At 43.7% G+C, this 23,625-nt stretch carries 20 protein-coding genes; 19 read left to right on the top strand and 1 reads right to left on the bottom strand.

Annotated features, from left to right (window positions below):
• Nucleotides 1-282 precede the first annotated feature (282 nt).
• The 13 genes from ileS (at nt 283) to pyrE (ending at nt 16,545) form a co-directional block, all read left to right on the top strand.
• Entirely contained in the window at nt 283-3,051 is a 2,769-nt protein-coding gene (gene ileS, locus MHB45_RS05570; RefSeq protein ID WP_072272704.1) for an isoleucine--tRNA ligase, read from the top strand.
• A 207-nt stretch (nt 3,052-3,258) separates the two neighbouring features.
• Entirely contained in the window at nt 3,259-3,729 is a 471-nt protein-coding gene (lspA, locus tag MHB45_RS05575) for a signal peptidase II (RefSeq protein ID WP_048684609.1), read from the top strand.
• Nucleotides 3,722-4,639 carry an RluA family pseudouridine synthase gene (locus MHB45_RS05580; protein WP_034313849.1) on the top strand — a complete coding sequence of 306 codons (918 nt, stop codon included), beginning with the start codon at nt 3,722-3,724 and terminating at the stop codon, nt 4,637-4,639. Before lspA ends, MHB45_RS05580 begins: the two co-directional genes overlap by 8 nt.
• A 196-nt stretch (nt 4,640-4,835) precedes the next feature.
• Entirely contained in the window at nt 4,836-5,378 is a 543-nt protein-coding gene (gene pyrR, locus MHB45_RS05585; protein ID WP_048684666.1) for a bifunctional pyr operon transcriptional regulator/uracil phosphoribosyltransferase PyrR, read from the top strand.
• Between the two features lie 176 nt (nt 5,379-5,554).
• Nucleotides 5,555-6,844, top strand: a complete 1,290-nt coding sequence (locus MHB45_RS05590) for a solute carrier family 23 protein (RefSeq protein ID WP_081088559.1) — start codon at nt 5,555-5,557, stop codon at nt 6,842-6,844.
• Between the two features lie 197 nt (nt 6,845-7,041).
• Complete coding sequence (locus MHB45_RS05595; protein ID WP_034313843.1) at nt 7,042-7,977, top strand: aspartate carbamoyltransferase catalytic subunit; 936 nt, start codon at nt 7,042-7,044, stop codon at nt 7,975-7,977.
• The gene (locus MHB45_RS05600) at nt 7,940-9,226 is read left to right on the top strand and encodes a dihydroorotase (RefSeq protein WP_072272705.1); all 1,287 of its coding nucleotides are present in this window, start codon (nt 7,940-7,942) and stop codon (nt 9,224-9,226) included. The genes MHB45_RS05595 and MHB45_RS05600 overlap by 38 nt, the downstream gene beginning before the upstream one ends.
• On the top strand, nt 9,223-10,329 hold the full coding sequence (locus MHB45_RS05605; RefSeq protein WP_048684617.1) for a carbamoyl phosphate synthase small subunit: 1,107 nt from the start codon (nt 9,223-9,225) through the stop codon (nt 10,327-10,329). The genes MHB45_RS05600 and MHB45_RS05605 overlap by 4 nt, the downstream gene beginning before the upstream one ends.
• Complete coding sequence (gene carB, locus MHB45_RS05610) at nt 10,308-13,514, top strand: carbamoyl-phosphate synthase large subunit (protein ID WP_048684619.1); 3,207 nt, start codon at nt 10,308-10,310, stop codon at nt 13,512-13,514. Before MHB45_RS05605 ends, carB begins: the two co-directional genes overlap by 22 nt.
• A complete protein-coding gene (locus tag MHB45_RS05615; protein ID WP_072272706.1) occupies nt 13,511-14,290 on the top strand; it encodes a dihydroorotate dehydrogenase electron transfer subunit in 780 nt (259 codons plus the stop codon). Before carB ends, MHB45_RS05615 begins: the two co-directional genes overlap by 4 nt.
• On the top strand, nt 14,287-15,228 hold the full coding sequence (locus MHB45_RS05620; protein ID WP_063591681.1) for a dihydroorotate dehydrogenase: 942 nt from the start codon (nt 14,287-14,289) through the stop codon (nt 15,226-15,228). The genes MHB45_RS05615 and MHB45_RS05620 overlap by 4 nt, the downstream gene beginning before the upstream one ends.
• On the top strand, nt 15,200-15,916 hold the full coding sequence (pyrF, locus tag MHB45_RS05625; protein ID WP_048684626.1) for an orotidine-5'-phosphate decarboxylase: 717 nt from the start codon (nt 15,200-15,202) through the stop codon (nt 15,914-15,916). The genes MHB45_RS05620 and pyrF overlap by 29 nt, the downstream gene beginning before the upstream one ends.
• The gene (pyrE, locus tag MHB45_RS05630) at nt 15,910-16,545 is read left to right on the top strand and encodes an orotate phosphoribosyltransferase (RefSeq protein ID WP_048684628.1); all 636 of its coding nucleotides are present in this window, start codon (nt 15,910-15,912) and stop codon (nt 16,543-16,545) included. Before pyrF ends, pyrE begins: the two co-directional genes overlap by 7 nt.
• A 46-nt stretch (nt 16,546-16,591) precedes the next feature.
• On the opposite strand, the gene MHB45_RS05635 is transcribed toward pyrE, so the two are convergent.
• A complete protein-coding gene (locus MHB45_RS05635; RefSeq protein WP_048684630.1) occupies nt 16,592-18,313 on the bottom strand; it encodes an Rqc2 family fibronectin-binding protein in 1,722 nt (573 codons plus the stop codon).
• A gap of 283 nt (nt 18,314-18,596) precedes the next feature.
• Here MHB45_RS05635 and MHB45_RS05640 point away from each other — a divergent pair, with 283 nt between their 5' ends.
• The 6 genes from MHB45_RS05640 (at nt 18,597) to rpoZ (ending at nt 23,585) form a co-directional block, all read left to right on the top strand.
• Entirely contained in the window at nt 18,597-18,725 is a 129-nt protein-coding gene (locus tag MHB45_RS05640; protein WP_260088759.1) for a hypothetical protein, read from the top strand.
• The gene (locus MHB45_RS05645) at nt 18,725-21,403 is read left to right on the top strand and encodes a calcium-translocating P-type ATPase, SERCA-type (protein ID WP_048684670.1); all 2,679 of its coding nucleotides are present in this window, start codon (nt 18,725-18,727) and stop codon (nt 21,401-21,403) included. Before MHB45_RS05640 ends, MHB45_RS05645 begins: the two co-directional genes overlap by 1 nt.
• A gap of 157 nt (nt 21,404-21,560) precedes the next feature.
• Nucleotides 21,561-22,436, top strand: a complete 876-nt coding sequence (locus tag MHB45_RS05650) for a YicC/YloC family endoribonuclease (protein WP_072272707.1) — start codon at nt 21,561-21,563, stop codon at nt 22,434-22,436.
• Nucleotides 22,437-22,489: 53 nt separating this feature from the next.
• Nucleotides 22,490-22,753: an extracellular matrix/biofilm regulator RemA gene (gene remA / locus MHB45_RS05655; protein ID WP_034313813.1), complete on the top strand. Its 264-nt coding sequence runs from the start codon at nt 22,490-22,492 to the stop codon at nt 22,751-22,753.
• A gap of 10 nt (nt 22,754-22,763) precedes the next feature.
• A complete protein-coding gene (gmk, locus tag MHB45_RS05660) occupies nt 22,764-23,378 on the top strand; it encodes a guanylate kinase (protein ID WP_034313809.1) in 615 nt (204 codons plus the stop codon).
• A 3-nt stretch (nt 23,379-23,381) separates the two neighbouring features.
• Nucleotides 23,382-23,585, top strand: a complete 204-nt coding sequence (gene rpoZ, locus MHB45_RS05665; protein ID WP_034313807.1) for a DNA-directed RNA polymerase subunit omega — start codon at nt 23,382-23,384, stop codon at nt 23,583-23,585.
• Nucleotides 23,586-23,625 lie beyond the last annotated feature (40 nt).

The following is a 23,625-nucleotide window of genomic DNA, read 5'->3' on the forward strand; positions in this document are numbered from 1 at the left end:
GAACCGGGGATGGTGAAAGCCCGGAATAAGCGAAGATATTGAAGATCACCCTTGAGTTCTGAGTTGAACCTGCTTTTGCAGTAAGTAAATGAAGCGTTTCATTCACGTTACGAATGCTCGAGAGGTTGGATTCACTTCGTGAATCTTTCTAGCCAGGGTGGTACCGCGGGAAGCAAAGCTTTCTCGTCCCTTTTTTAGGGATGAGAGGGCTTTTTATTTTGGCCGGATATCAAGTCATCGGTTCGAATGAATTTTTTTAAAAGACGGATGGAGGATTTTATGATGGAATACAAAGATACCTTATTGATGCCTAAAACTGAATTTCCAATGCGGGGGAATTTGCCGAAGCGTGAACCGGAAATCCAAGAAAAATGGAAAGAAATGAACATCTATAAAAAAGTGCAAGAACAAACGGAAGGACGTCCTTTATTCATTTTGCATGATGGACCTCCATATGCCAACGGCGATATCCACATGGGCCATGCAATGAATAAGGTTTTAAAGGATTTCATTGTCCGATTTAAATCGATGAGCGGTTTTCAAGCACCGTATGTACCTGGCTGGGATACACATGGGCTTCCAATCGAAACGGCATTGACGAAAAAAGGCGTGAAACGGAAAGAAATGAGCGTTGCCGAATTCAGAAAGCTTTGTGAAGAGTATGCTTATGGCCAGATTGACAATCAACGTGAGCAGTTTAAGAGAATAGGGGTCCGTGGTGATTGGGAAAATCCTTATATCACATTGAAGCCTGAATATGAAGCACAGCAAATCAAGGTATTCGGTGAAATGGCGAAAAAAGGCTACATTTATAAAGGGAAAAAACCTGTTTACTGGTCCCCTTCAAGTGAATCAGCGCTAGCCGAAGCTGAAATCGAATATCAAGACAAACGCTCTGCTTCGATCTATGTTGCTTTTGAAGTCACAGATGGCAAAGGTGTAATCGATGAAGGCGTCAAGATCATCATCTGGACGACAACTCCATGGACGATTCCGGCTAATCTTGGTATCTCATTGCATCCGCAATTAAATTATGTAGTAGTGGCTGTCGAAAATGAAAAATTCTTAATTGCTGAGGCACTGCTTGAATCGGTTACGGAAACATTAGGCTGGGAAAACCCGTCCATCCAAAAAACAGTAAAAGGGAGCGAGTTGGACCGTGCTGTTGCCAAACATCCTCTTTATGACCGTGAATCTTTAGTGATGTTAGGTGAACACGTAACGACTGAAGCTGGAACGGGCTGTGTTCATACTGCGCCAGGCCATGGTGAAGATGACTTTATCATTGGGCAAAAATATGGCTTGGACGTACTTTGTCCTGTAGATGAAAAAGGGGTCATGACGGAAGAAGCAGGGGAATTTGCCGGATTATTTTATGATCAAGCGAATAAACCGATTACCGAAAAATTAACTGAAGCAGGCGCGTTATTGAACTTGACGTTCATCACGCACTCTTATCCACATGACTGGCGGACGAAGAAGCCAACGATCTTCCGTGCAACAGCACAATGGTTCGCGTCAATCAAGGACTTCCGCAATGAACTTCTGGAAGCGATTGAAGAAACGAAATGGGTACCGGCTTGGGGCGAAACGCGCCTATTCAATATGGTCCGTGACCGTGGGGATTGGTGTATTTCCCGCCAACGCGCTTGGGGCGTGCCAATTCCAGTGTTTTATGCAGAAAATGGCGAGCCGATCATTACGGATGAAACCATCGACCATATTTCAAACCTATTCCGCGAACACGGTTCAAACATCTGGTTTGAGCGTGAAGCGAAAGATCTTCTGCCTGAGGGCTATACACATGAAGGCAGCCCGAATGGTATCTTCACGAAAGAAACGGACATCATGGACGTATGGTTCGATTCCGGTTCTTCTCATCAAGCGGTACTTGAAGAAAGAGACGACTTGCAACGCCCTGCTGACCTTTATTTAGAAGGGTCCGATCAATATCGCGGCTGGTTTAACTCATCACTTTCAACGAGCGTTGCCGTTACAGGCAAAGCACCATATAAAGGTGTACTTAGCCACGGATTCGCATTGGATGGCGAAGGCCGTAAAATGAGTAAGTCGATTGGGAATGTTGTCCTGCCATCCAAGGTCATGAACCAACTGGGTGCAGATATCTTACGCCTTTGGGTAGCTTCGGTGGATTACCAATCGGATGTCAGGGTTTCCGATCCTATTTTAAAACAAGTTTCGGAAGTTTACCGTAAGATCCGTAATACTTTCCGCTTCCTGCTAGGGAACTTGGATGGATTCAATCCTAAGACCGATAAAGTGGCTGTTCAAGAATTGCCTGAAGTCGATCGATACATGCTGGTTAAATTAAATAAACTGATCAAACAGTCGAAGCTAAGTTATGAAAATTATGAGTTTGCTACCATTTATAATATGGTCAATAATTTCTGTACACAGGATTTAAGTTCGTTCTACCTTGATTATGCAAAAGACATTCTTTATTGTGAAGCACCAAATGGGAAAGAGCGTATGGCCATTCAAACGGTCCTTTACGAATCGTTGGTCAGCTTGACTAAATTGGTATCACCGATCCTCTCTCATACAGCTGATGAAGTATGGGCGTTCATTCCGGGTGTAACGGAAGAAAGTGTACAGTTGACATTGATGCCTGAAGAAATTTCCATTGATGATGCTGAAGTCATTGAAGCAAAATGGACGGCGTTCATGGATGTCCGTGATAATGTTCTGAAAGCATTGGAAGAAGCCCGTAACCAGAAGGTCATCGGAAAATCACTGAATGCTAAAGTGACGGTATATGTTAATGAAGAAACGAAAAACCTGCTTGATGGCATCAAGGAAAGCTTTGAACAGCTATTCATCGTATCTGAATTTGAAATCGCTGGAGATGTGGCAAGTGCCCCAGCCGAAGCGGTTAAACTTGAGGATATAGCAATCCTTGTTACAAAAGCAGAAGGTGAAACGTGTGAACGTTGCTGGAATGTTTCGAAGGAAGTAGGTCAAGTGGAGGATCATCCAACACTTTGCCCGCGTTGTGCTACAGTCGTGAAAGAACATTACGTGAATCAATAATTCCTGCAAAAAAGCCGGTCCCTATATGAAGGGCCGGCTTTTTTGTGTGAATGAAAGCTAAAGCCCCAATCGGGAATTTTGCCTTTATCCAATCTTCCCGATATTCTTAAGGAACAGTTAGCGGACTTCTGTTTTTCGGATTAGTCATTATTTCTAGTTTATGCTACAATTCAAAAGTGAAGATTTGATTAGTTTGGGGGAAAAAATGTGTTTTATTATTTGATTGCCCTTTTGGTCATAGCTCTCGATCAGCTGACAAAATGGATGATTGTGAAAAAAATGGAGTACGGAGAAAGCATTGAAATTATTGAAAACCTTCTATATATCACCTCGCATCGTAATCGTGGGGCAGCATGGGGAATTCTACAAGGTCAAATGTGGTTTTTCTACATCATCACCATCGCTGTCATTATTGGACTTGTCTATTATATTCAGAAAATGGCGAAGGAAAGCATTTTACTCGGAGTTGCACTTGGTCTCATGCTAGGCGGTGCGATTGGTAATTTCATCGATCGTGTTGTTCGTCAGGAAGTAGTGGATTTCGTTCATACCTATATTTTCAGCTATAGTTTCCCGGTATTTAATGTTGCTGATGCTGCGCTTTCAATTGGTGTCGGACTGCTCGTGATTCATATGTTTTTAGAAGAAAAAAACGCTAAGGAGAAAGATAATGGATAAAAGGTTATACAGCATCGATGAAACACTAAAAGGAGTTAGGATTGATAAGGCCCTTTCCACTTTAAATGAGGAATGGTCTCGCACGCAAGTCCAGCAATGGATCAAGGAAGATCACGTTTTGGTTAATGGCGCGGTTATTAAGACGAATTACAAAGCCGTTCCTGGCGATACAATCGAAGTGACGATTCCAGAACTTGAGGAATTGGATGCGGTAGCAGAGGAAATGGATTTGGATATCTATTATGAAGATGCAGATGTACTCGTGGTTAATAAACCGAGCGGTATGGTCGTCCATCCGGCACCGGGACATGTATCTGGCACGCTTGTAAATGGATTGATGGCTCACTGCAAGGATCTTTCTGGAATCAACGGTGTCATGCGTCCTGGAATCGTCCATCGGATTGACAAAGATACATCAGGGCTATTGATGGTTGCCAAAAATGATATGGCACATGAGAAACTGGTACAGCAGCTCGTTGACAAAACGGTTACCCGTAAGTATCAAGCTGTAGTTCATGGTGTGATCCCTCATGATTTCGGAACGATCGATGCACCGATCGGCCGCGATAAAAAAGATCGCCAAAGCATGACTGTCACAGATTCGAATGCCAAAAATGCTGTCACGCATTTCCGTGTCATCGAACGCTTCAAAGATTTCACTTTGGTGGAATGCCAGCTTGAAACAGGAAGGACACATCAAATCCGTGTTCATATGAAATACATTGGCTTCCCACTGGCGGGAGATCCGAAATATGGTCCGAAAAAGACCCTGAAATTGGATGGACAAGCGTTGCACGCCGGTCTTCTAGGTTTCATTCATCCACGAACAAATGAGTATATGGAATTCGAAGCGCCGATTCCGGAGGAGTTTGAAAATCTAATTAATCAATTACGTAGAAGTAAGGATTGACAAATTCATTTTTTTGATATATTATAATAACAACTTAATAAGAACCTTTAACACAGTTCAGAGAGACTGAGAAGGAAACGGATACGCAAAGTGGGATAATTATGCCCATGGCGATAAAATCCTCATGCCTTCTTGGCATGAGGATTTTTTTGTTGAAATTGACTTATCAGAAAAAAGAATCGGGGTGGCCGACGTGTTGAATGAGAAAGCCATAGTACTTGATGAGCAGGCCATTAGCAGAGCCTTGACGAGGATTGCCCATGAAATCATTGAGAAAAATAAAGGGATTGAGGATTGCGTCTTAATCGGGATACGTACACGCGGGATTTTCCTCGCTGACCGACTTGCAAAGCGCATCAATCAAATAGAAGGCAAGGAAATAGAGCTGGGTGAACTGGATATTACACTTTATCGCGACGACCTTTCGAAAAAGACCAATGATGGGGAACCCATCGTAAAAGGTTCGGACATTCCGGTCAATATCACTGACAAGAAAGTGATTTTAGTGGATGATGTTCTTTTCACAGGCAGAACCGTTAGAGCGGCAATGGATGCTCTGGTGGATTTGGGAAGACCTTCGCAGATCCAGCTTGCCGTATTAGTGGATAGGGGACACAGGGAACTGCCGATTCGCGCGGATTTCGTCGGTAAAAACGTTCCGACTTCCCAATCTGAAAAAATTACAGTTACTTTAACAGAAGTAGATCAAGTAGATCAAGTTACTATATTAGAAAACTAAACACCATGAAAATTTCATATTACCCTTTTAAAGACAGTCCAGAGAGGCTGGCAAAGGGGAGTCAATCGGAAGAGCTATGCCCATGTATAGGCATTTACCTTCTGAGAAACCCTCTTTGTATACTGCAAAGAGGGTTTTTACAGTTTTGATGGAATTTTCATGAGGGGGATACGGAAATGGAAGAAATGAAAAGGGACATCGTACTGGATGTCGAGGACGTGCCAAAGGCTGGACAGTGGATTACGTTAAGCATCCAGCATTTGTTCGCCATGTTCGGCGCAACGGTGCTGGTGCCATTCCTGGTAGGTTTAAGCCCGGCGGTAGCACTGGTTTCAAGCGGGTTGGGAACACTTTCGTACTTATTGATAACGAAAGGTCAGATACCAGCTTATCTCGGTTCATCTTTCGCTTTCATTACGCCAATCATCGCGGCTAAGGCTTTGGGAGGTCCGGAAGCGGCCATGATCGGCTGTTTTGCGGCAGGGTTCATATATGGGATTGTAGCTTTGATCATCCAAAAAGTCGGTTTGAGCTGGTTAATGAATATACTTCCTCCGGTTGTGGTGGGTCCGGTGATTATCGTAATCGGATTAAGCCTTGCCGGAACGGCAGTGGACATGGCAATGTATGATCCGCAAGATAAATACAGCGTCACTTATATAATTATAGCGCTGATCACTTTAGCGGTAACAATCATCTGCAACGTATTCTTTAAGGGATTCATTAACTTGATCCCCATTTTAATGGGAATCCTAGTGGGCTACGGCTGTTCGGCTGTAGCAGGTATAATAGATTATGAACCAATCAAGGCAGCAAAATGGTGGGAAATGCCTGAATTCATGTTTCCGTATGTAACCTATACACCGACCTTCTCATGGGAAGTCATTGCCATCATGGTACCGGTTGCCATCGTAACTTTATCAGAACATATCGGTCACCAGATGGTACTGAGCAAAGTAGTCGGCAGAAACTTTTTGGAAAAGCCAGGTTTGCATCGCTCGATTTTAGGAGATGGCGCAGGAATCATGATTGGGTCCTTCATCGGTGGGCCGCCGCTGACTTCGTATGGTGAAAATATTGGGGTCCTGACTATGACGAAGGCGTACAGTGTCTATATCATCGGAGGGGCGGCATTGACTGCAATCATCTTTGGCTTTAACGGTAAGATTTCAGCAGTCATCAGCTCGATACCTACAGCTGTGATGGGCGGCATTTCCATCTTGCTCTTCGGTATCATCGCCTCAAGTGGATTGAGGATGCTAATTGATAATAAGGTCGACTTTGACAAGAAAAGAAACCTGATGATAGCTTCAGTCATCCTGGTGTTAGGAATCGGAGGGGCGTTCGTACAACTATCGGAAACGGTATCGCTTTCCGGAATGGCACTTTCAGCCATCGTCGGAATCCTTCTTAACTTGATTCTTCCTGACAGGGAAAAAATATCCGGAGATATATTTGGAAAATAAGATATTGCATCAAAACAATAGATCACCTTTTAAAAGAAGTCCAGAGAGGCTTAAAAGGGTGTTGCTGTAAAGATGAATGAGAACGGAGAAAAGTGTAAACCATTCCGTGTCCTCACAATCTTTATGACCTACACCCTGTCCTTAATGGCGGGGTGTTTTTTATGCCCCGCATCACAAATGTGAGAGGAGCAGGATCGATGAAAAAATTATTGACCATGAATGAATTGACAATAAGTGAGATTGAAGGGATTTTACATGAGGCAGAGTGTTTTGCCAACGGAACCAGCTGGATTCCAAAGCAGCTGACCACAGTTGCCAATCTCTTCTTTGAACCAAGTACACGTACAAAATCAAGCTTTGAAATGGCTGAAAGAAAATTGGGACTTGAGGTCATTCCTTTTGATGCGGGTACATCATCCGTGTTAAAAGGCGAAACCTTATATGACACAGTTAAAACGTTAGAAGCGATAGGTGTAAATGCCTTGATCATCCGTCATGAACAGGATAATTATTTTGACGAATTGAATGAGAAGATCGGGATTCCAATAATCAATGCAGGGGATGGCTGCGGAAATCACCCAACCCAATCATTACTGGACTTATTGACGATTAAACAAGAGTTTAAAAGTTTCAAAGGTCTGAAGATTGCGATAATCGGTGATGTAAGGCATAGTCGGGTTGCGAAATCGAATGCAGAAGCACTGACTCGTTTAGGAGCGAATGTCGTATTTTCGGGTCCGCCTGAATGGTTTGACAGAACAAACAGTTTAGGAAGGTATGAAGACATCGATCATGCGGTAGCTACATCGGATGTGGTCATGCTGCTCAGAATACAGCATGAAAGGCATATTGATAAATACGATCAGGCAAATGGAGATTACCTGGAAAAATTCGGCCTGACCAAACAACGTGAAAAAAATATGAAACCGGATGCGATCATCATGCATCCTGCACCAATAAACCGCGGTGTTGAAATAGACAGTGATTTAGTCGAATGCAGCCGCTCGAGAATTTTTAAACAAATGGAAAATGGCGTGTTCATTAGAATGGCCGTATTAAAAAATGTGCTTGAACAAACCGAAGGGGGAAACATCCATGAAAACAGTAATCAAAAATGGAGTATTGCTAGATAATCAAAACTCATTCAAAAAAGCGGACATTGAGATAGAAGGCAAGGTCATCACAAAGATCGGCGAGAACTTGGCGACGGAAAATTGTAACGTAGTTGACGCTGGAGGATTACTGATTACACCTGGGCTTGTTGACCTGCATGTCCATTTACGCGAACCGGGCGGTGAACATAAGGAAACAATCGCAAGCGGGACGCTTGCAGCGGCAAGAGGCGGTTTCACTACGGTAGCGGCGATGCCTAATACAAGGCCAGTTCCTGATACAGTGGAGAACCTAGAAGCGCTTAACAGGAAAATTGAAGAAACGGCTCATGTCAGGGTACTCCCATATGCATCCATTACGATTAGGGAAGCTGGCAAGGAGCTGACCGACTTTGCTTCACTAAAACAAACGGGTGCTTTCGCCTTTACAGACGATGGCGTAGGAATTCAAGAAGCCGGGATGATGCTGGAAGCGATGAAACGGGCAGCCGCTCAAGATATGGCCATTGTTGCTCATTGTGAAGACAATAGCTTAATCAATAAAGGCTCCGTCCATGAAGGAAGATTCTCAAAAGAACAGGGGATCAATGGAATTCCGTCGGTATGTGAAGCTGTACATATCGCCCGGGATATACTTCTTGCCGAAGCGGCAGACTGCCATTATCACGTGTGCCATATATCCACTAAGGAATCGGTAAGGACGGTAAGGGATGCAAAAAGTGCAGGTATCCGCGTCACCGCCGAAGTAACACCGCATCACTTATTATTATGTGAAGATGATATACCGGGACTTGATACGAATTATAAAATGAACCCGCCATTAAGGGGCCGTGAAGATCGGGACGCGTTGATTGAAGGACTGCTTGACGGAACCATCGATTTTATAGCAACAGACCATGCCCCGCATGCGGCAGAGGAAAAGGCGCAGGGAATGCAGCTGGCTCCTTTCGGAATCGTAGGATTGGAAACGGCCTTCCCGCTGCTTTACACCGAATTGGTTAAAAAGGGCGTCATAACATTAAAGCAATTGATCGATTTCATGACAATCAAACCATCCGAAAGCTTCTCCCTTCCTTATGGAGAGCTAAAAGAAGGTGCTACTGCGGATATCGTACTCATCGATTTGGAAACGGAAAAAGAAATCAATGCTGAAGAGTTTGCTTCAAAAGGGAAAAATACACCTTTTAATGAAAAGAAATGTTATGGCTGGCCAGTCATGACGATTGCAGAAGGAAAAATAGCTTGGGAAAAAGGACGTGTTCAAGGATGAAAAGACAGCTAATTTTAGAAGATGGGACAGTATTCCTTGGGGAAGCATTCGGCGGGGACGTAGAAAAAATAGGTGAAGTCGTTTTTAACACAGGAATGACCGGTTACCAAGAGATTCTATCCGATCCATCGTATTGCGGTCAAATCGTTACACTTACGTATCCATTAATCGGGAATTACGGGATAAACCGTGATGACTTTGAATCCATCAATCCAGCCATAGCAGGATTCGTCGTTAAGGAAACAGCAGAACTTCCTTCCAACTGGCGAAACCAATTATCACTAGATGAATATCTGAAAATGAAGAACATACCTGGAATAAGCGGAATCGATACGAGAAAGCTGACAAGAATCATCAGGAAATCAGGTGCACTAAAAGGGGCGCTTTGCAATATCAATAAAGATGCAAGTGAAGTGGTTTCCCAATTGAAAGCAACAGTGATTCCTTCTAATCAGGTAAAACAGGTTTCAACAAAAGCACCTTATTCCAGCCCGGGCAGAGGCCCGCGGGTTGTTCTTGTAGACTACGGCATGAAGCATGGGATTTTACGTGAGTTGACGAAGCGCGGCTGTGATGTCGTGGTTGTCCCTTATAACGTCACGGCCGAAGAAGTGATGCAATACCATCCGGATGGCGTGATGCTTTCAAACGGCCCTGGAGATCCGAAAAGTGTTCATGAGACGCTCGAAATGATCCGTACAATCCAAACGCAAGTACCGTTATTCGGAATCTGTTTAGGACATCAATTATTCGCACTTGCAAACGGGGCGGATACGGCAAAATTAAAATTCGGCCATCGAGGTTCGAATCATCCGGTTAGGGACCTTCGTACCGGAAAGGTATCCATCACATCTCAAAATCATGGATATACAGTTGAAGAGCTTTCCATTGAAAGTACAGATCTTATTGTGACACATACAGCATTGAATGACGATACGATTGAAGGTCTGCGCCATAAAAAGTATCCAGCTTTCACCGTACAATATCACCCGGAAGCATCACCAGGTCCGGAAGATGCCAACTACCTATTCAATGAATTCTTACAAATGATTGAAGCTGCAACCAACAAGGGGGAAAAAACATGCCAAAACGCAATGATATAAAAAGCATCCTAGTAATTGGTTCCGGTCCGATCGTCATCGGACAGGCCGCCGAGTTCGATTATGCAGGAACCCAAGCGTGTATAGCCTTAAAAGAAGAAGGCTATCGAGTGATCCTGATTAACTCTAACCCTGCGACAATCATGACAGACACTGAAATGGCTGACGCGGTTTATATCGAACCGATCACATTGGAATTTGTCAGCAAAATCATTCGTAAAGAGCGCCCGGATGCACTGTTACCTACCTTGGGCGGACAGACTGGCTTGAACATGGCAGTTGAGCTTGCCGAATCAGGAATCCTGGAAGAATGCAATGTCCAAATTCTTGGGACCAAACTTTCGGCTATCCAACAAGCGGAAGACCGTGACCTTTTCCGTACGCTAATGAATGATCTGGGGGAACCAGTGCCTGACAGCGACATTATTCATAACCTGGAAGAAGCTTATACATTCGTTGAACGAGTCGGCTATCCGGTCATTGTTCGTCCAGCCTTCACGCTTGGCGGAACAGGCGGTGGGATTTGTGATAACGAAGAGCAGCTTATCGAGATCGTTGAGGGTGGCCTGAAAAGCAGCCCGGTTCACCAATGTCTGCTTGAGAAGAGCATTGCCGGTTTCAAAGAAGTGGAATATGAAGTGATGCGTGATTCCAATGATAATGCAATAGTTGTTTGTAATATGGAAAACTTCGATCCTGTCGGTGTCCATACAGGCGATTCAATCGTTGCGGCCCCAAGCCAAACATTAAGTGACAGAGAGTATCAAATGCTTCGAAATACGTCTTTGAAGATTATCCGCGCCTTGAAAATTGAAGGTGGATGTAATGTTCAGCTTGCGCTAGATCCAAACAGCTATCAATATTATGTCATTGAAGTGAACCCAAGGGTCAGCCGTTCTTCGGCACTTGCTTCAAAAGCGACTGGGTATCCAATTGCAAAGCTAGCAGCAAAGATAGCCGTTGGTTTGACGCTCGATGAAATGATGAACCCTGTCACTGGCAAAACCTATGCCAGCTTTGAACCGGCACTGGACTATGTCGTTACGAAAATTCCGCGCTGGCCTTTCGATAAGTTCGAAAGCGCCAACCGTAGGCTCGGTACCCAAATGAAAGCGACAGGAGAAGTCATGGCAATCGGCCGTACATTCGAGGAATCAATCTTAAAAGCTGTGCGTTCCCTTGAAGCGGGTATATTCCATCTTAATTTGAATGACGAGTTTGAGGATGGAAAGATAGAGAAACGGATCAGAAAAGCCGGAGATGAACGGTTATTCTATATCGGTGAAGCGTTAAGAAGGGGAAAAACGATCGAAACCATCCACGAATGGAGCCAGATCGATTTATTCTTCTTGCATAAGTTGAAAAAGATAATCGACTTTGAAAAGCAGCTTAAAGAACATTCTTTTGATTGTGAAGTATTGCAAAAGGCTAAAGAACTAGGGTTTTCTGACAAAACAATCGCAGAAATATGGGGAGTTCCCGAAATTGATGTCTATGAATACCGGAAACAGCAAGGAATCATCCCTGTTTACAAAATGGTTGATACATGTGCTGCCGAATTCGAATCGGAAACTCCGTATTTTTATGGGACATACGAAGATGAGAATGAATCCATCGTCACTGACAAGAAAAGTGTCATTGTTCTGGGATCAGGCCCAATTCGGATCGGGCAAGGAGTAGAGTTTGATTATGCGACCGTACACTCGGTATGGGCCATTAAGGAAGCGGGATATGAAGCGATCATCATCAACAACAATCCAGAAACAGTTTCGACGGATTTCAGTATCTCCGACAAACTTTATTTCGAACCATTGACTATTGAAGATGTCATGCATGTCATCGATTTGGAAAAACCGGAAGGGGTCATCGTCCAGTTTGGCGGACAGACAGCAATCAACCTTGCAGATGGTCTTGTTGAAAGAGGAGTGAAAATCCTTGGTACTTCACTTGAAGACCTGGATAGGGCGGAAAATCGAAATAAATTTGAAAAAGCACTTAAGGATTTAGGCATCCCTCAGCCAAAGGGCAAAACTGCAACATCGGTTGATGAAGCGATCGTCATCGCTGAAGATATCGGGTACCCGGTTTTAGTAAGGCCATCGTATGTCCTCGGAGGAAGAGCGATGGAAATCGTCTATAAACAAGAAGAATTGCTGCATTATATGAAAAATGCCGTGAAAATAAATCCGGATCATCCTGTCCTGATAGACCGCTACTTAACGGGTAAGGAAATCGAAGTGGATGGTATTTCCGATGGCGAAACGGTCGTTATCCCTGGGATCATGGAGCATATTGAGCGTGCCGGCGTCCATTCAGGTGACTCGATTGCAGTCTATCCGCCACAAAACTTAACGGAAAAACAAAAAGAAGTAATCATTGATTATACGACCCGATTGGCAAAAGGCTTGAATATAATTGGTCTCTTGAACATTCAATATGTCATCAGCAATGAAGAAGTGTATGTGATTGAAGTAAATCCACGTTCCAGCCGAACCGTTCCATTCTTAAGTAAAATTACGAATGTGCCGATGGCTAACTTAGCCACGAAGGTCATCTTGGGCCACACGCTTGAAAGCCAAGGTTACAAATCGGGGTTAGTGCCAGAACAAACTGGGGTCTATGTGAAAGTGCCGGTCTTCTCATTTGCGAAATTAAGAGGTGTGGACATCTCACTCGGACCTGAAATGAAATCGACCGGTGAAGTAATGGGGAAAGATAGCACCCTTGAAAAAGCTTTATATAAAGGGCTGGTCGCTTCCGGTTTCAAGATCAAGGGGCATGGTTCGGTGTTATTGACGATATCGGATAAAGATAAGCAAGAAGCGCTGCTTTTAGCAAGGCGTTTCCATAATATCGGCTTCAAGCTGATAGCCACCAGCGGAACTGCTGCCCTATTGGAGCAATCAGGAATCCCGACTGCGATTGTCGGAAAAATTGGCGAAGAAGGTACAAACCTGCTGGATGTCATCCGGAACGGGGATGCGCAATTTGTCATAAATACTTTGACAAAAGGTAAGCAACCGGCACGGGATGGTTTCAGAATCCGACGTGAATCGGTTGAAAATGGAGTGACATGCCTAACATCACTTGATACGGCAGAAGCCATTTTAAGAGTGATAGAATCCATGACCTTCTCGGCAGAAGCAATGGGAAAAACGGAAAAAAGTCGTGAGGTGAGCTATATATGATCAAGAAGGAAAGAATGAAGGTGTTAAATCATAAGGAACTGGCCCCATCCATCTTTGAACTTACCCTGCAAGGTGAATTGGTTTCAGAGATGAATCAACCAGGCCAGTTTGTCCAAGTCAAGACAACAGAAGGCACTGAGCCATTGTTAAGACGCCCGATTTCGATTTCTTCTTACAACAGCAGTGAAAAACAGTTCACGATGATATACCGGGCTGAAGGTAAAGGAACGACATTGTTATCGCAGCGTAAAGAGGCGGAAGCGGTCGATATCCTTGGACCCCTTGGCAACGGATTTCCCGTTCATGAGGCTAAACAGGGTGAAACGGCATTATTGGTTGGCGGCGGGGTTGGTGTCCCGCCCCTGTATCAATTATCACAAATGTTGGTTGCGAAAGGTGTTACGGTAATCCATGTATTGGGCTTCCAGACCAAGTCAGCCATCTTTTACGAAAAAGAATTCAGTGAATTAGGTGATACCTATATTGCCACTGTGGATGGTTCATACGGGACAAAAGGATTTGTTACGACTGTAATAGACAATCTGGAGCAAGAGTTTGCAACGATCTTTTCATGCGGGCCTACACCAATGTTAAGAGCCTTGGAAGCGGGCTATCGTGAGAAAAAGCTTTTCCTGTCCCTTGAGGAAAGGATGGGATGCGGCATCGGTGCATGCTTTGCTTGCGTGTGTCATACAGGGGATGATCCAACTGGTTTCAGTTATAAAAAGGTTTGCAGCGATGGACCCGTATTCCGGGCAGGAGAGGTGGTATTATGAGCAGGCTTTCAGTTGAATTACCAGGATTACACTTGAAAAACCCGGTCATGCCAGCATCTGGATGCTTTGGATTCGGCCGTGAATACAGTCAATTTTTCGACTTGGATATTCTTGGGGCGATCATGATCAAAGCGACCACTCCTGAGCCGAGGTTCGGTAACCCGACTCCGCGAGTTGCGGAAACCTCTTCGGGAATGCTGAACGCCATCGGTCTGCAGAATCCAGGCTTGGAAAAGGTGATCAGTGAAGAACTGGCCTGGCTAAGTAGGTATGATGTTCCCATCATTGCCAACGTTGCAGGTTCGCAAATAGATGACTATGTAAAAGTTGCCAGTGAAATAAGTAAGGCGGGGAATGTGAAAGCACTTGAATTGAATATCTCTTGTCCGAATGTAAAAGAAGGAGGCATAGCTTTCGGTACGGTACCGGAAGTTGCCAAAGAGGTAACCAAGGCGGTAAAGGAAGTATCTTCCGTCCCAGTCTATGTGAAGCTTTCACCGAATGTCAGTAATATTGTGGATATGGCCAAAGCGGTTGAAGATGGCGGGGCCGACGGGTTGACAATGATAAATACATTAGTCGGCATGCGATTGGATTTAAAAACGGGCAAACCGATCCTTTCTAACAGAACGGGTGGATTATCTGGTCCTGCAATAAAACCTGTAGCGCTCCGGATGATTTATGAGGTTAGCCAGCAAGTTTCTATTCCAATAATCGGAATGGGCGGCATCGCTACGGCGGAAGACGTCATTGAATTTTTCTATGCGGGTGCCAGTGCTGTTGCGGTGGGAACCGCGAATTTCGTGGATCCCTTTGTATGCCCGACCATCATCGAAGAATTACCAAAATTGTTGGATGAGCTGGGATTTGACCATATTTCAGAATGTACCGGAAGGAGCTGGAAGCAAAATGAAACAGTCACTAATAATCGCTCTTGATTTCCCTGACCTCCTTCAAACGGAGACATTCCTAAAACAGTTCCATTCGGAAAAACTGGCTGTAAAAGTGGGGATGGAATTATTTTATCAAAATGGTCCATCAATCGTTTCTTTCGTAAAGGAGCAAGGCCACGATGTGTTTTTGGATTTGAAGCTTCATGATATTCCAAATACCGTTAAAATGGCCATGACTGGATTGGCAGCTTTAGGCGCTGACATGGTCAATGTACATGCGGCAGGTGGACAAAAGATGATGGAAGCAGCCATGGAAGGTCTGGATAAGGGGACGTCCGCTGGTAAAAAACGTCCATTATGCATTGGGGTTACCCAACTGACGAGTACGTCACAAGAACAAATGAATGCTGAGCAAAACATTGCCGGGTCTCTGGAAGATTCGGTTCTCCATTATGCAAACCTTACTAGACAGGCAGGATTGGATGGCGTCGTCTGTTCTACCCATGAAGTAAAGAACATACATGAACGCATCGGTCATGAATTCTTAACCGTCACACCTGGAATCCGAAGTGCAGGTGGACAGACGCATGATCAAAAGAGAATTGCCACGCCTGAACAAGCTAGGGATTTTGGAGCGGATGCCATCGTTGTAGGGAGAGCCATTACGGGGGCGGCAGATCCATTAAGGGCGTATTTGGATATGAAAGCAGCTTGGGAGGGAATATCATGTTAAATAATAAGATAGCTGAACATCTATTGGAAATAAAAGCAGTGTACCTACAGCCGAATGACCCCTTTACTTGGGCATCTGGAATTAAATCACCCATTTATTGTGATAATCGCTTAACCCTTTCATACCCAGAGGTTCGCAATGAAATAGCGGAAGGATTGAAAGGTTTGATTGAACAGCATTTTCCTGAGGCTGAACTGATTGCAGGCACAGCAACTGCCGGCATTCCGCATGCAGCTTGGGTGAGTGAAAAATTAAATGCACCGATGTGCTATGTTCGATCCAAAGCCAAGGAGCACGGAAAGGGCAATCAAATCGAAGGCCGCGCAGTTCCAGGACAAAAAGTGGTGGTTGTAGAAGACTTGATTTCAACCGGCGGAAGTGTGATTACTGCTGTTAACGCGCTGAAAGAGGCTGGATGTGATGTTCTAGGAGTCGTTTCGATCTTTACTTACGAATTGGAAAAGGGAAAAGAAAAATTCGAAGCTGAGGGCATTATTAACCATTCGTTGAGTGACTACTCTACTTTGATAAAAGTCGCTAATGATAAAGGGTACATCACGGCAGAAGAATTGGAAAAGCTAAAAAAATGGCGGGAGAATCCGGCTGATACAGCTTGGATTTTGGCATGAAAATAGAGGGGGCCCAATCACTAAGGACTGGGCCCCCTCTATTTTTTTACTCTTTTACCGCTTCCTTTAAGCGTATGACAGTATCGGCATCCGGTGTAATATAAACGGTCTGCTGCTGGTCATAGATTACGAACCCGGGCTTGGAACCATTCGGTTTCTTAACATGGCGAACCTGTGTGAAATCAACGGGCACTGAACTCGATTGCTTTGCTTTACTGAAGAAAGCTGCTAATACGGCTGCCTCTTTTATTGTTTTTTCACTTGGCGATTCATTTCGAATCACAACATGTGAGCCGGGTATATCTTTGGTATGAAGCCATATTTCATCACGGCGTGCAAACTTATTCGTTAAATAATCATTTTGTTTATTATTCTTCCCGACAAAAATGAGATCTCCATCCGTAGCATAATATGTTTCAAGCTGCGGTTTTGCATTTGCAGGCTTTTTCATGCCTTTTTTCTTTTTTTGCCTAATGTATCCTTCTTCCTGAAGTTCTTCCCGAATCTCCTCTATATCCCTGGGTGACGCTGATTGGAGCTGCTGATGCAAGGCTTCGAAGTAGGCCAATTCCAATTTTGTTTTTTCGATTTGTTCTTGGACCACTCCAACTGCATTTTTGGACTTTTGGTATCTGGAGAAGTACTTTTGTGCATTATCTGACGGATTTTTTAATGGGTCAAGCGGGATGGTGACCATACTTTGTTCTTCATCATAATAATTGACGACTTCTATTTCCTTCATGCCTTTTTTCATTTGATATAGATTAGCTGTAAGCAGCTCACCGAACAACTGATACTGTTCTCCGCGTTCCGTATCTTTCAATGTACGTTCGAGCTTGCCGATTTTTTTTGAGTTCTTTTCGATTTCATTAGTAATGAAACGTTCTACATCCTGACTCTTTTGCTTAACCCGATCTCTTTCTGCCTTTCCGAAGTAATAGCGGTCCAGCATCTCGCTCAATGAAGAAAACGTACGTTGATTCCCAGACAGATGCTCTAGTGAGAGCATATAAAAAACTTCTTTATTTCCATCTTGTTTGATCGTGGCAGCATATTTCTGTTCCGAGATTTCCTGGATAATCTTTAAAAAGGCTGTTGGAAGGGTCGTGCTGTTGGCAAGTCCGGCCCGGTAGACGGCTTCCTTTGCAACTAATGGTGAAACTCCTGAAAAATGGGCAACAAGCTGTCGATCCAGCTTTCCTGAATTGAAGTCAATATTCTTCCTGATATCGTCCTCGGTAGCCTTGAAGGGATCATTCTTTTCCTGTGCGGGTGGAGCCTTATATTCCTGGCCGGGCAATATCGCCCGATAACTGTTGACGGCATGTGAAACATGCTTAATGCTGTCCAAAATCATATTTCGTTCTTTATCTACTAAAACAATGTTGCTGTGTCGCCCCATGATTTCGATGATTAACTGCTTTTGAGAGACATCGCCAAGCTCATTGCGGCCCTTCACTTCAAAAATGATCATCCTATCAAGTTCATATTGATAAATATTTTCTATCGTATAGCCTTCGAGGTGCTTCCTAAGAAGCATGCAGAACATGGGTGCCTCTTTGGGATTTTCATAACTTTCTTCGGTCATTTGCACCCTCGAATAACTTGGATGGGCTGATAATAAGAGCTTATGGTTCTTACCTCCAGCACGAACAACCAGTATTACTTCATTTTTATAAGGCTGATGTACCTTATTGATTCGTCCACCTTCTAATAAAGAAGCGATTTCTTCCGTCATCGCTTTCGTAAATAATCCATCAAATGACATTCTATTTTTACTTCCTTTACATAAGATTTTCTAAGAACTCATTTTTGCCGGGCGTTATAAATGCATCACTGCCCATTTTAGTTAACTACAATTTTTTAGCGAACTGGGTGAAAGCAGCAGTTCAGGTACAATGAATGGATGCTTTTTTTATTTCCTGATATTGAATACAAAATTGGTCCATTCATCATGATTACAGTTCGTTCATACAAAAAATTATCCGGATCGTTCTTCTTTCCGCAATTCTGTTTAATTATAGCATTATTTTGGACGAGTCTGAATAATCATGGAAGAAGAGCAGGTTGTTTTATGTATCGGTAAGCAGGCAGGTGTTGGAAGAATAAAGCAAAAAGCGCCTGTTGAGATGTATACAGGAGCCTATTTCATTCTATTCAAAGGGATGTGTGATACTTGATGGAGTTCAGGGAAATGAATAATCAAGAAATGGAGAAAGCGCTTCAAACAAACGTTACACACGGTTTGGACGATGATGTAGTAAAGGACAGGCTGCGAAAGAACGGTTTTAACGAATTGAAGGAAGGAGAAAAACAGTCAGCCATTCTTTTATTTTTCGCCCAATTCAAAGATTTCATGGTCATAGTTTTACTTGCCGCGACATTGGTTTCAGGGATATTGGGTGAATATATCGATGCGATTGCCATCATGGCGATTGTTTTTTTGAATGGATTACTTGGTTTTTTTCAAGAACGGAAGGCAGAAAAATCCTTGGATGCCTTAAAGGAAATGGCTGCACCGCAAGTTAACGTGCTTCGGGATGGCCAGTGGATGAAAATCCCATCGAGAGAAGTGGTTGTAGGGGATATCCTGAAGTTTTCGAGCGGTGACCGTATTGGTGCCGATTTACGGATCATCGACCATTCAAGCCTTGAAATAGAAGAGTCGGCACTTACCGGCGAGTCACTCCCGGCCGTTAAATGTTCTGATCCATTGATGAATGAGGTTGAAGGTATCGGTGATCAGGAAAATATGGCTTTTATGGGAACGATGGTGACAAGAGGGAATGGAGTCGGAATCGTAATCGCTACAGGAATGAATACGGCGATGGGAAAGATTGCGGATCTCCTGCAGACTGCAGAAACAAAAGAAACACCGCTTCAACGGAGGTTGGAGCAGCTAGGCAAAATCTTGATCGTCACGGCCTTAATATTAACTGTAATCGTGGTCCTGACTGGTGTCATTCAAGGACATGATCTTTATACGATGTTTTTGGCCGGGGTATCTTTGGCTGTTGCGGCGATTCCCGAAGGCTTGCCAGCCATTGTGACCGTAGCCTTGTCTTTAGGTGTTCAGCGTATGATCAAACAAAAAGCAATTGTCCGTAAGCTTCCTGCCGTAGAAACGCTTGGCTGTGCAACAGTGATTTGCTCAGATAAAACAGGTACACTGACACAAAACAAAATGACGGTGACGAAGGTTTGGAGTGGAGGAAAAACTTGGGATGTGGGCGGTACTGGTTACAATCCGGTCGGAGAATTTTCTTTAGAGGGAGTTTCAGTTGCCCCGAAAAACCATAATGCCTTGCTTCAAATAATTACATTCGGCATGCTCTGTAATAAAGCTGAGTTAAAGGAGAATGGTAAACAATATATTCTAGACGGTGATCCGACAGAAGGGGCGATGTTGGTCGCGGCAATGAAAGCGGGATTGACGAGGGAACACCTATCTAAGAGGTTTACGATAGTAAAGGAGTTTCCATTTGACTCGAGCCGCAAAATGATGAGTGTCATAGTGAAGGATGATAAAGATAATCATTTCGTTATCGTAAAAGGTGCCCCGGACGTATTGATTGCCCAGTCCGACACGATTCTTTGGGAAGGAAGGTCGGAAATATTAAATCGGGAGAGTAAGGAAAGGGTGCAACAGGACATGAATGGGCTTGCTTCGCAGGCACTTAGAATGATTGCTGTAGGTTATAAACCTCTTTCAAAAGGAACGATTTTGCTGCATGAAACCGAAGCTGAGCGTAATTTGACCTTCATGGGACTGCAGGGCATGATCGATCCCCCTCGTCCGGAGGTGAAACAGGCAGTTAAGGAATGCAGGGACGCCGGGATCAAAACTGTCATGATTACAGGCGACCATGTGATAACCGCAAAGGCAATTGCTAAAGAGCTTGGAATTTTAAAAGGAAAAGACCGTGTACTTGAAGGACGGCAATTGGCGGACATGGAAGTCGGGGAACTTGAGGAAGTTGTTGAAACTGTTTCGGTATTTGCCCGAGTTTCCCCGGAACATAAGTTGAAAATCGTAAAAGCCTTGCAAAATAAAGGACATGTCGTTGCAATGACAGGGGATGGTGTCAATGATGCCCCTGCGATAAAATCAGCGGATATTGGTATATCCATGGGCATCACGGGGACTGATGTTGCTAAAGAAGCTTCTTCCTTGATATTGGTTGACGATAATTTTGCCACAATAAAATCGGCCATCAAAGAAGGCAGGAATATTTACGAAAACATCAGGAAGTTCATCCGTTACCTGCTTGCTTCAAATGTTGGGGAGATTTTGGTCATGTTTTTTGCGATGCTATGCGCCTTGCCATTACCATTGATACCAATCCAGATCTTATTCGTGAACCTTGTAACCGACGGACTGCCCGCGATGGCATTGGGACTGGATGCCGCAGAAGAAGATGTAATGAAAAGGAATCCAAGAAATGCCAATGAAGGTGTTTTTGGAAGGGGGCTTGGCTGGAAGATCATCTCACGCGGTTTTCTGATAGGGGTTTCCACATTGATTGCATTTTATGTTGTATATCGTGCAAATCCGGATAACCTTGCTTATGCACAAACGATTGCTTTCGCTACCCTGGTCCTGGCTCAGCTTATACATGTATTCGATTGCCGAAGTGAACGTTCGATCTTCTCGAGAAATCCATTCGGTAACCTTTATCTAGTGGGGGCGGTACTATCCTCCCTATTATTGATGGTAGCCGTCATGTATGTGCAGCCTTTACAAACCATCTTTCATACGGTACCGATTTCGGGAAGGGATTGGCTATTAGTAATAGGAATGGCATCCATACCAACTTTTTTACTGGCTGGAACCTTTTTAGCAAGAAAAGCACAATGATATATGGTATAATCTTTAAGGTGGTAGAGTCTTGCTCTATTGCCTTTTTATTTTTGTAGTATTTTATTTGTAAGCTAATGTTTCCGTACTTTAGCTAATATATAATGAATGTTAAAAGACCAAATTACTACATTATGTTTTGATAGGATGTGGAACCATGGTTACCAGTATGACGGGCTATGGAAGAGAAGAAGCGGAAAACGAACAGGTCAGGGTTTTTGCTGAAATCAAGACCGTTAACCATCGTTTTTGTGAATATACGATTCGAATGCCGCGCCAGCTTTTGGTTTTGGAAGAAAAGGTAAAAAAGAAGGCGAATCAATACATAAGAAGGGGACGGGTGGAAATCTTCATTACAGTGGAAGGTGAGAGCCTGGTTTCCAAAAAGGTGAAGATCGATTGGGATCTTGCTGATCAATATGTGGGATTGATGGATGAAGTCAAGGGAAAATACAATCTGGAAAGTTCAATTACATTACAGGATATGCTGCAACTTGATTCGATTTTCGTGACGGAAGAAGTACCTGCGGTTCCTGCCGATTTGGAATCCCTGTTAATGAAGGCTGTCACGGGGGCATTGGAAAATCTGAAAAAAATGCGGGATCTGGAAGGTCAGGAGCTTGCCTCGGACATGAAACGCCAGCTTGAAAAGTTTGGTGAGATAGTAGCAGGGGTCAAAATGCATGCACCTTCAGTCGTCGAAAAATATAAAGCCCGATTGGAAATCAAACTGGCCGAGTTGACTGATAGATTGATTGAAGATAGCCGTATTGTGACAGAAGCGGCCATTTTTGCTGATAAATGTGATATAAATGAAGAACTGACCAGACTCGATAGCCATGTACAGCAATTTTCAAGGACCCTTACCCTCAGTGAACCAATTGGAAGGAAACTTGACTTCCTTGTCCAGGAAATGAATAGGGAAGTCAATACGATTGGATCAAAGGCAAATGATTCGGCCATTACGAAAGAAGTGGTGGAAATGAAAAGTTTGCTTGAAAAATTAAAGGAACAGGTTCAAAATATCGAGTAGTCGGTTTATGATGAACCTAACAAGGTGACAATATATATGAATGGGGGACAAAAATGTCAATTAAGCTCATTAATATTGGTTTTGGGAATATCGTTTCCGCGAACCGGATCGTATCCATCGTGAGCCCTGAATCGGCTCCGATAAAAAGGATCATCCAAGACGCCCGAGATCGCGGATCCTTAATAGATGCTACATATGGTAGAAGAACCAGGGCCGTTATAATTACAGACAGCGACCATGTTATCTTATCTGCCGTTCAACCGGAAACGGTTGCTGCACGGCTACAAGATAGAGATGACAGCGTAGAAGAGGGGTAACTGAAACAATATGAGAGAAAAAGGTTTATTAATCGTTTTGTCCGGACCATCCGGTGTTGGTAAAGGAACTGTTAGGAAGGCGATTTTTTCTCAGCCAGGAACGGCATTCGAATATTCAATTTCGATGACGACAAGGCTGCCTCGCCATGGTGAAGTGGACGGAGTGGACTATTTCTTCAAAAAACGCGAGGAATTCGAAGCACTGATCGAAGAAGGAAAATTGCTGGAATATGCTGAGTTCGTCGGTAATTATTATGGAACACCCGTGGATTATGTCCGTGAAACAATCGATTCCGGAAAAGATGTATTTCTGGAAATAGAAGTTCAAGGAGCTAAACAGGTCCGGGAGAAGTTCCCTGAAGGACTTTTCATTTTCCTTGCTCCTCCGAGTTTGACTGAACTCGAAAGCCGCATCGTTACTCGCGGAACCGAGACGGAGGAAGCGATAAAAGGCCGGATGAAAGTGGCCAAGGAAGAAATAGAACTTATGGATCTGTACGATTATGTTGTTGAAAATGATCATGTGGATGCAGCATGTGCTAGAATTAATGCAATTGTAATTGCCGAGCATTGCCGTCGGGAAAGAGTTGCAGTTTTATATAAAAAAATGTTGGAGGCGGAATAAATCATGTTATATCCATCAATTGATTCTCTATTACTTAAAATCGATTCTAAATACTCACTTGTATCGGTGGCAGCTAAACGTGCCAGGGAAATGCAAATTAAAGATAATTGCCTTATAAAACCGGTTTCCCATAAATCGGTAGGTCGTGCCCTTGAAGAAATTCATTCCGGTAAATTGACTTACGATAATTCTTACGAGGAAAACTAAGAGAACACAGAGCTTGACCTATCGGGCCTGACACCCTAAA

Source organism: Peribacillus sp. FSL K6-5616 (assembly GCF_038008245.1).
In the GTDB taxonomy this organism is placed as follows: Bacteria; Bacillota; Bacilli; order Bacillales; family DSM-1321; genus Peribacillus; species Peribacillus frigoritolerans.

Excerpts from the sequence above, each read along its gene's own strand:
- ileS (WP_072272704.1), top strand. The coding sequence starts at position 283 with ATGGAATACAAAGATACCTTATTGATGCCTAAAACTGAATTTCCAATG.
- MHB45_RS05580 (WP_034313849.1), top strand. The coding sequence starts at position 3,722 with ATGGATAAAAGGTTATACAGCATCGATGAAACACTAAAAGGAGTTAGG.
- MHB45_RS05590 (WP_081088559.1), top strand. The coding sequence starts at position 5,555 with ATGGAAGAAATGAAAAGGGACATCGTACTGGATGTCGAGGACGTGCCA.
- MHB45_RS05595 (WP_034313843.1), top strand. The coding sequence starts at position 7,042 with ATGAAAAAATTATTGACCATGAATGAATTGACAATAAGTGAGATTGAA.
- MHB45_RS05600 (WP_072272705.1), top strand. The coding sequence starts at position 7,940 with ATGAAAACAGTAATCAAAAATGGAGTATTGCTAGATAATCAAAACTCA.
- MHB45_RS05605 (WP_048684617.1), top strand. The coding sequence starts at position 9,223 with ATGAAAAGACAGCTAATTTTAGAAGATGGGACAGTATTCCTTGGGGAA.
- carB (WP_048684619.1), top strand. The coding sequence starts at position 10,308 with ATGCCAAAACGCAATGATATAAAAAGCATCCTAGTAATTGGTTCCGGT.
- MHB45_RS05615 (WP_072272706.1), top strand. The coding sequence starts at position 13,511 with ATGATCAAGAAGGAAAGAATGAAGGTGTTAAATCATAAGGAACTGGCC.
- MHB45_RS05620 (WP_063591681.1), top strand. The coding sequence starts at position 14,287 with ATGAGCAGGCTTTCAGTTGAATTACCAGGATTACACTTGAAAAACCCG.
- pyrF (WP_048684626.1), top strand. The coding sequence starts at position 15,200 with ATGAAACAGTCACTAATAATCGCTCTTGATTTCCCTGACCTCCTTCAA.
- pyrE (WP_048684628.1), top strand. The coding sequence starts at position 15,910 with ATGTTAAATAATAAGATAGCTGAACATCTATTGGAAATAAAAGCAGTG.
- MHB45_RS05635 (WP_048684630.1), bottom strand. The coding sequence starts at position 18,313 with ATGTCATTTGATGGATTATTTACGAAAGCGATGACGGAAGAAATCGCT.
- MHB45_RS05640 (WP_260088759.1), top strand. The coding sequence starts at position 18,597 with ATGGAAGAAGAGCAGGTTGTTTTATGTATCGGTAAGCAGGCAGGTGTT.
- MHB45_RS05645 (WP_048684670.1), top strand. The coding sequence starts at position 18,725 with ATGGAGTTCAGGGAAATGAATAATCAAGAAATGGAGAAAGCGCTTCAA.
- MHB45_RS05650 (WP_072272707.1), top strand. The coding sequence starts at position 21,561 with ATGGTTACCAGTATGACGGGCTATGGAAGAGAAGAAGCGGAAAACGAA.
- remA (WP_034313813.1), top strand. The coding sequence starts at position 22,490 with ATGTCAATTAAGCTCATTAATATTGGTTTTGGGAATATCGTTTCCGCG.
- gmk (WP_034313809.1), top strand. The coding sequence starts at position 22,764 with ATGAGAGAAAAAGGTTTATTAATCGTTTTGTCCGGACCATCCGGTGTT.
- rpoZ (WP_034313807.1), top strand. The coding sequence starts at position 23,382 with ATGTTATATCCATCAATTGATTCTCTATTACTTAAAATCGATTCTAAA.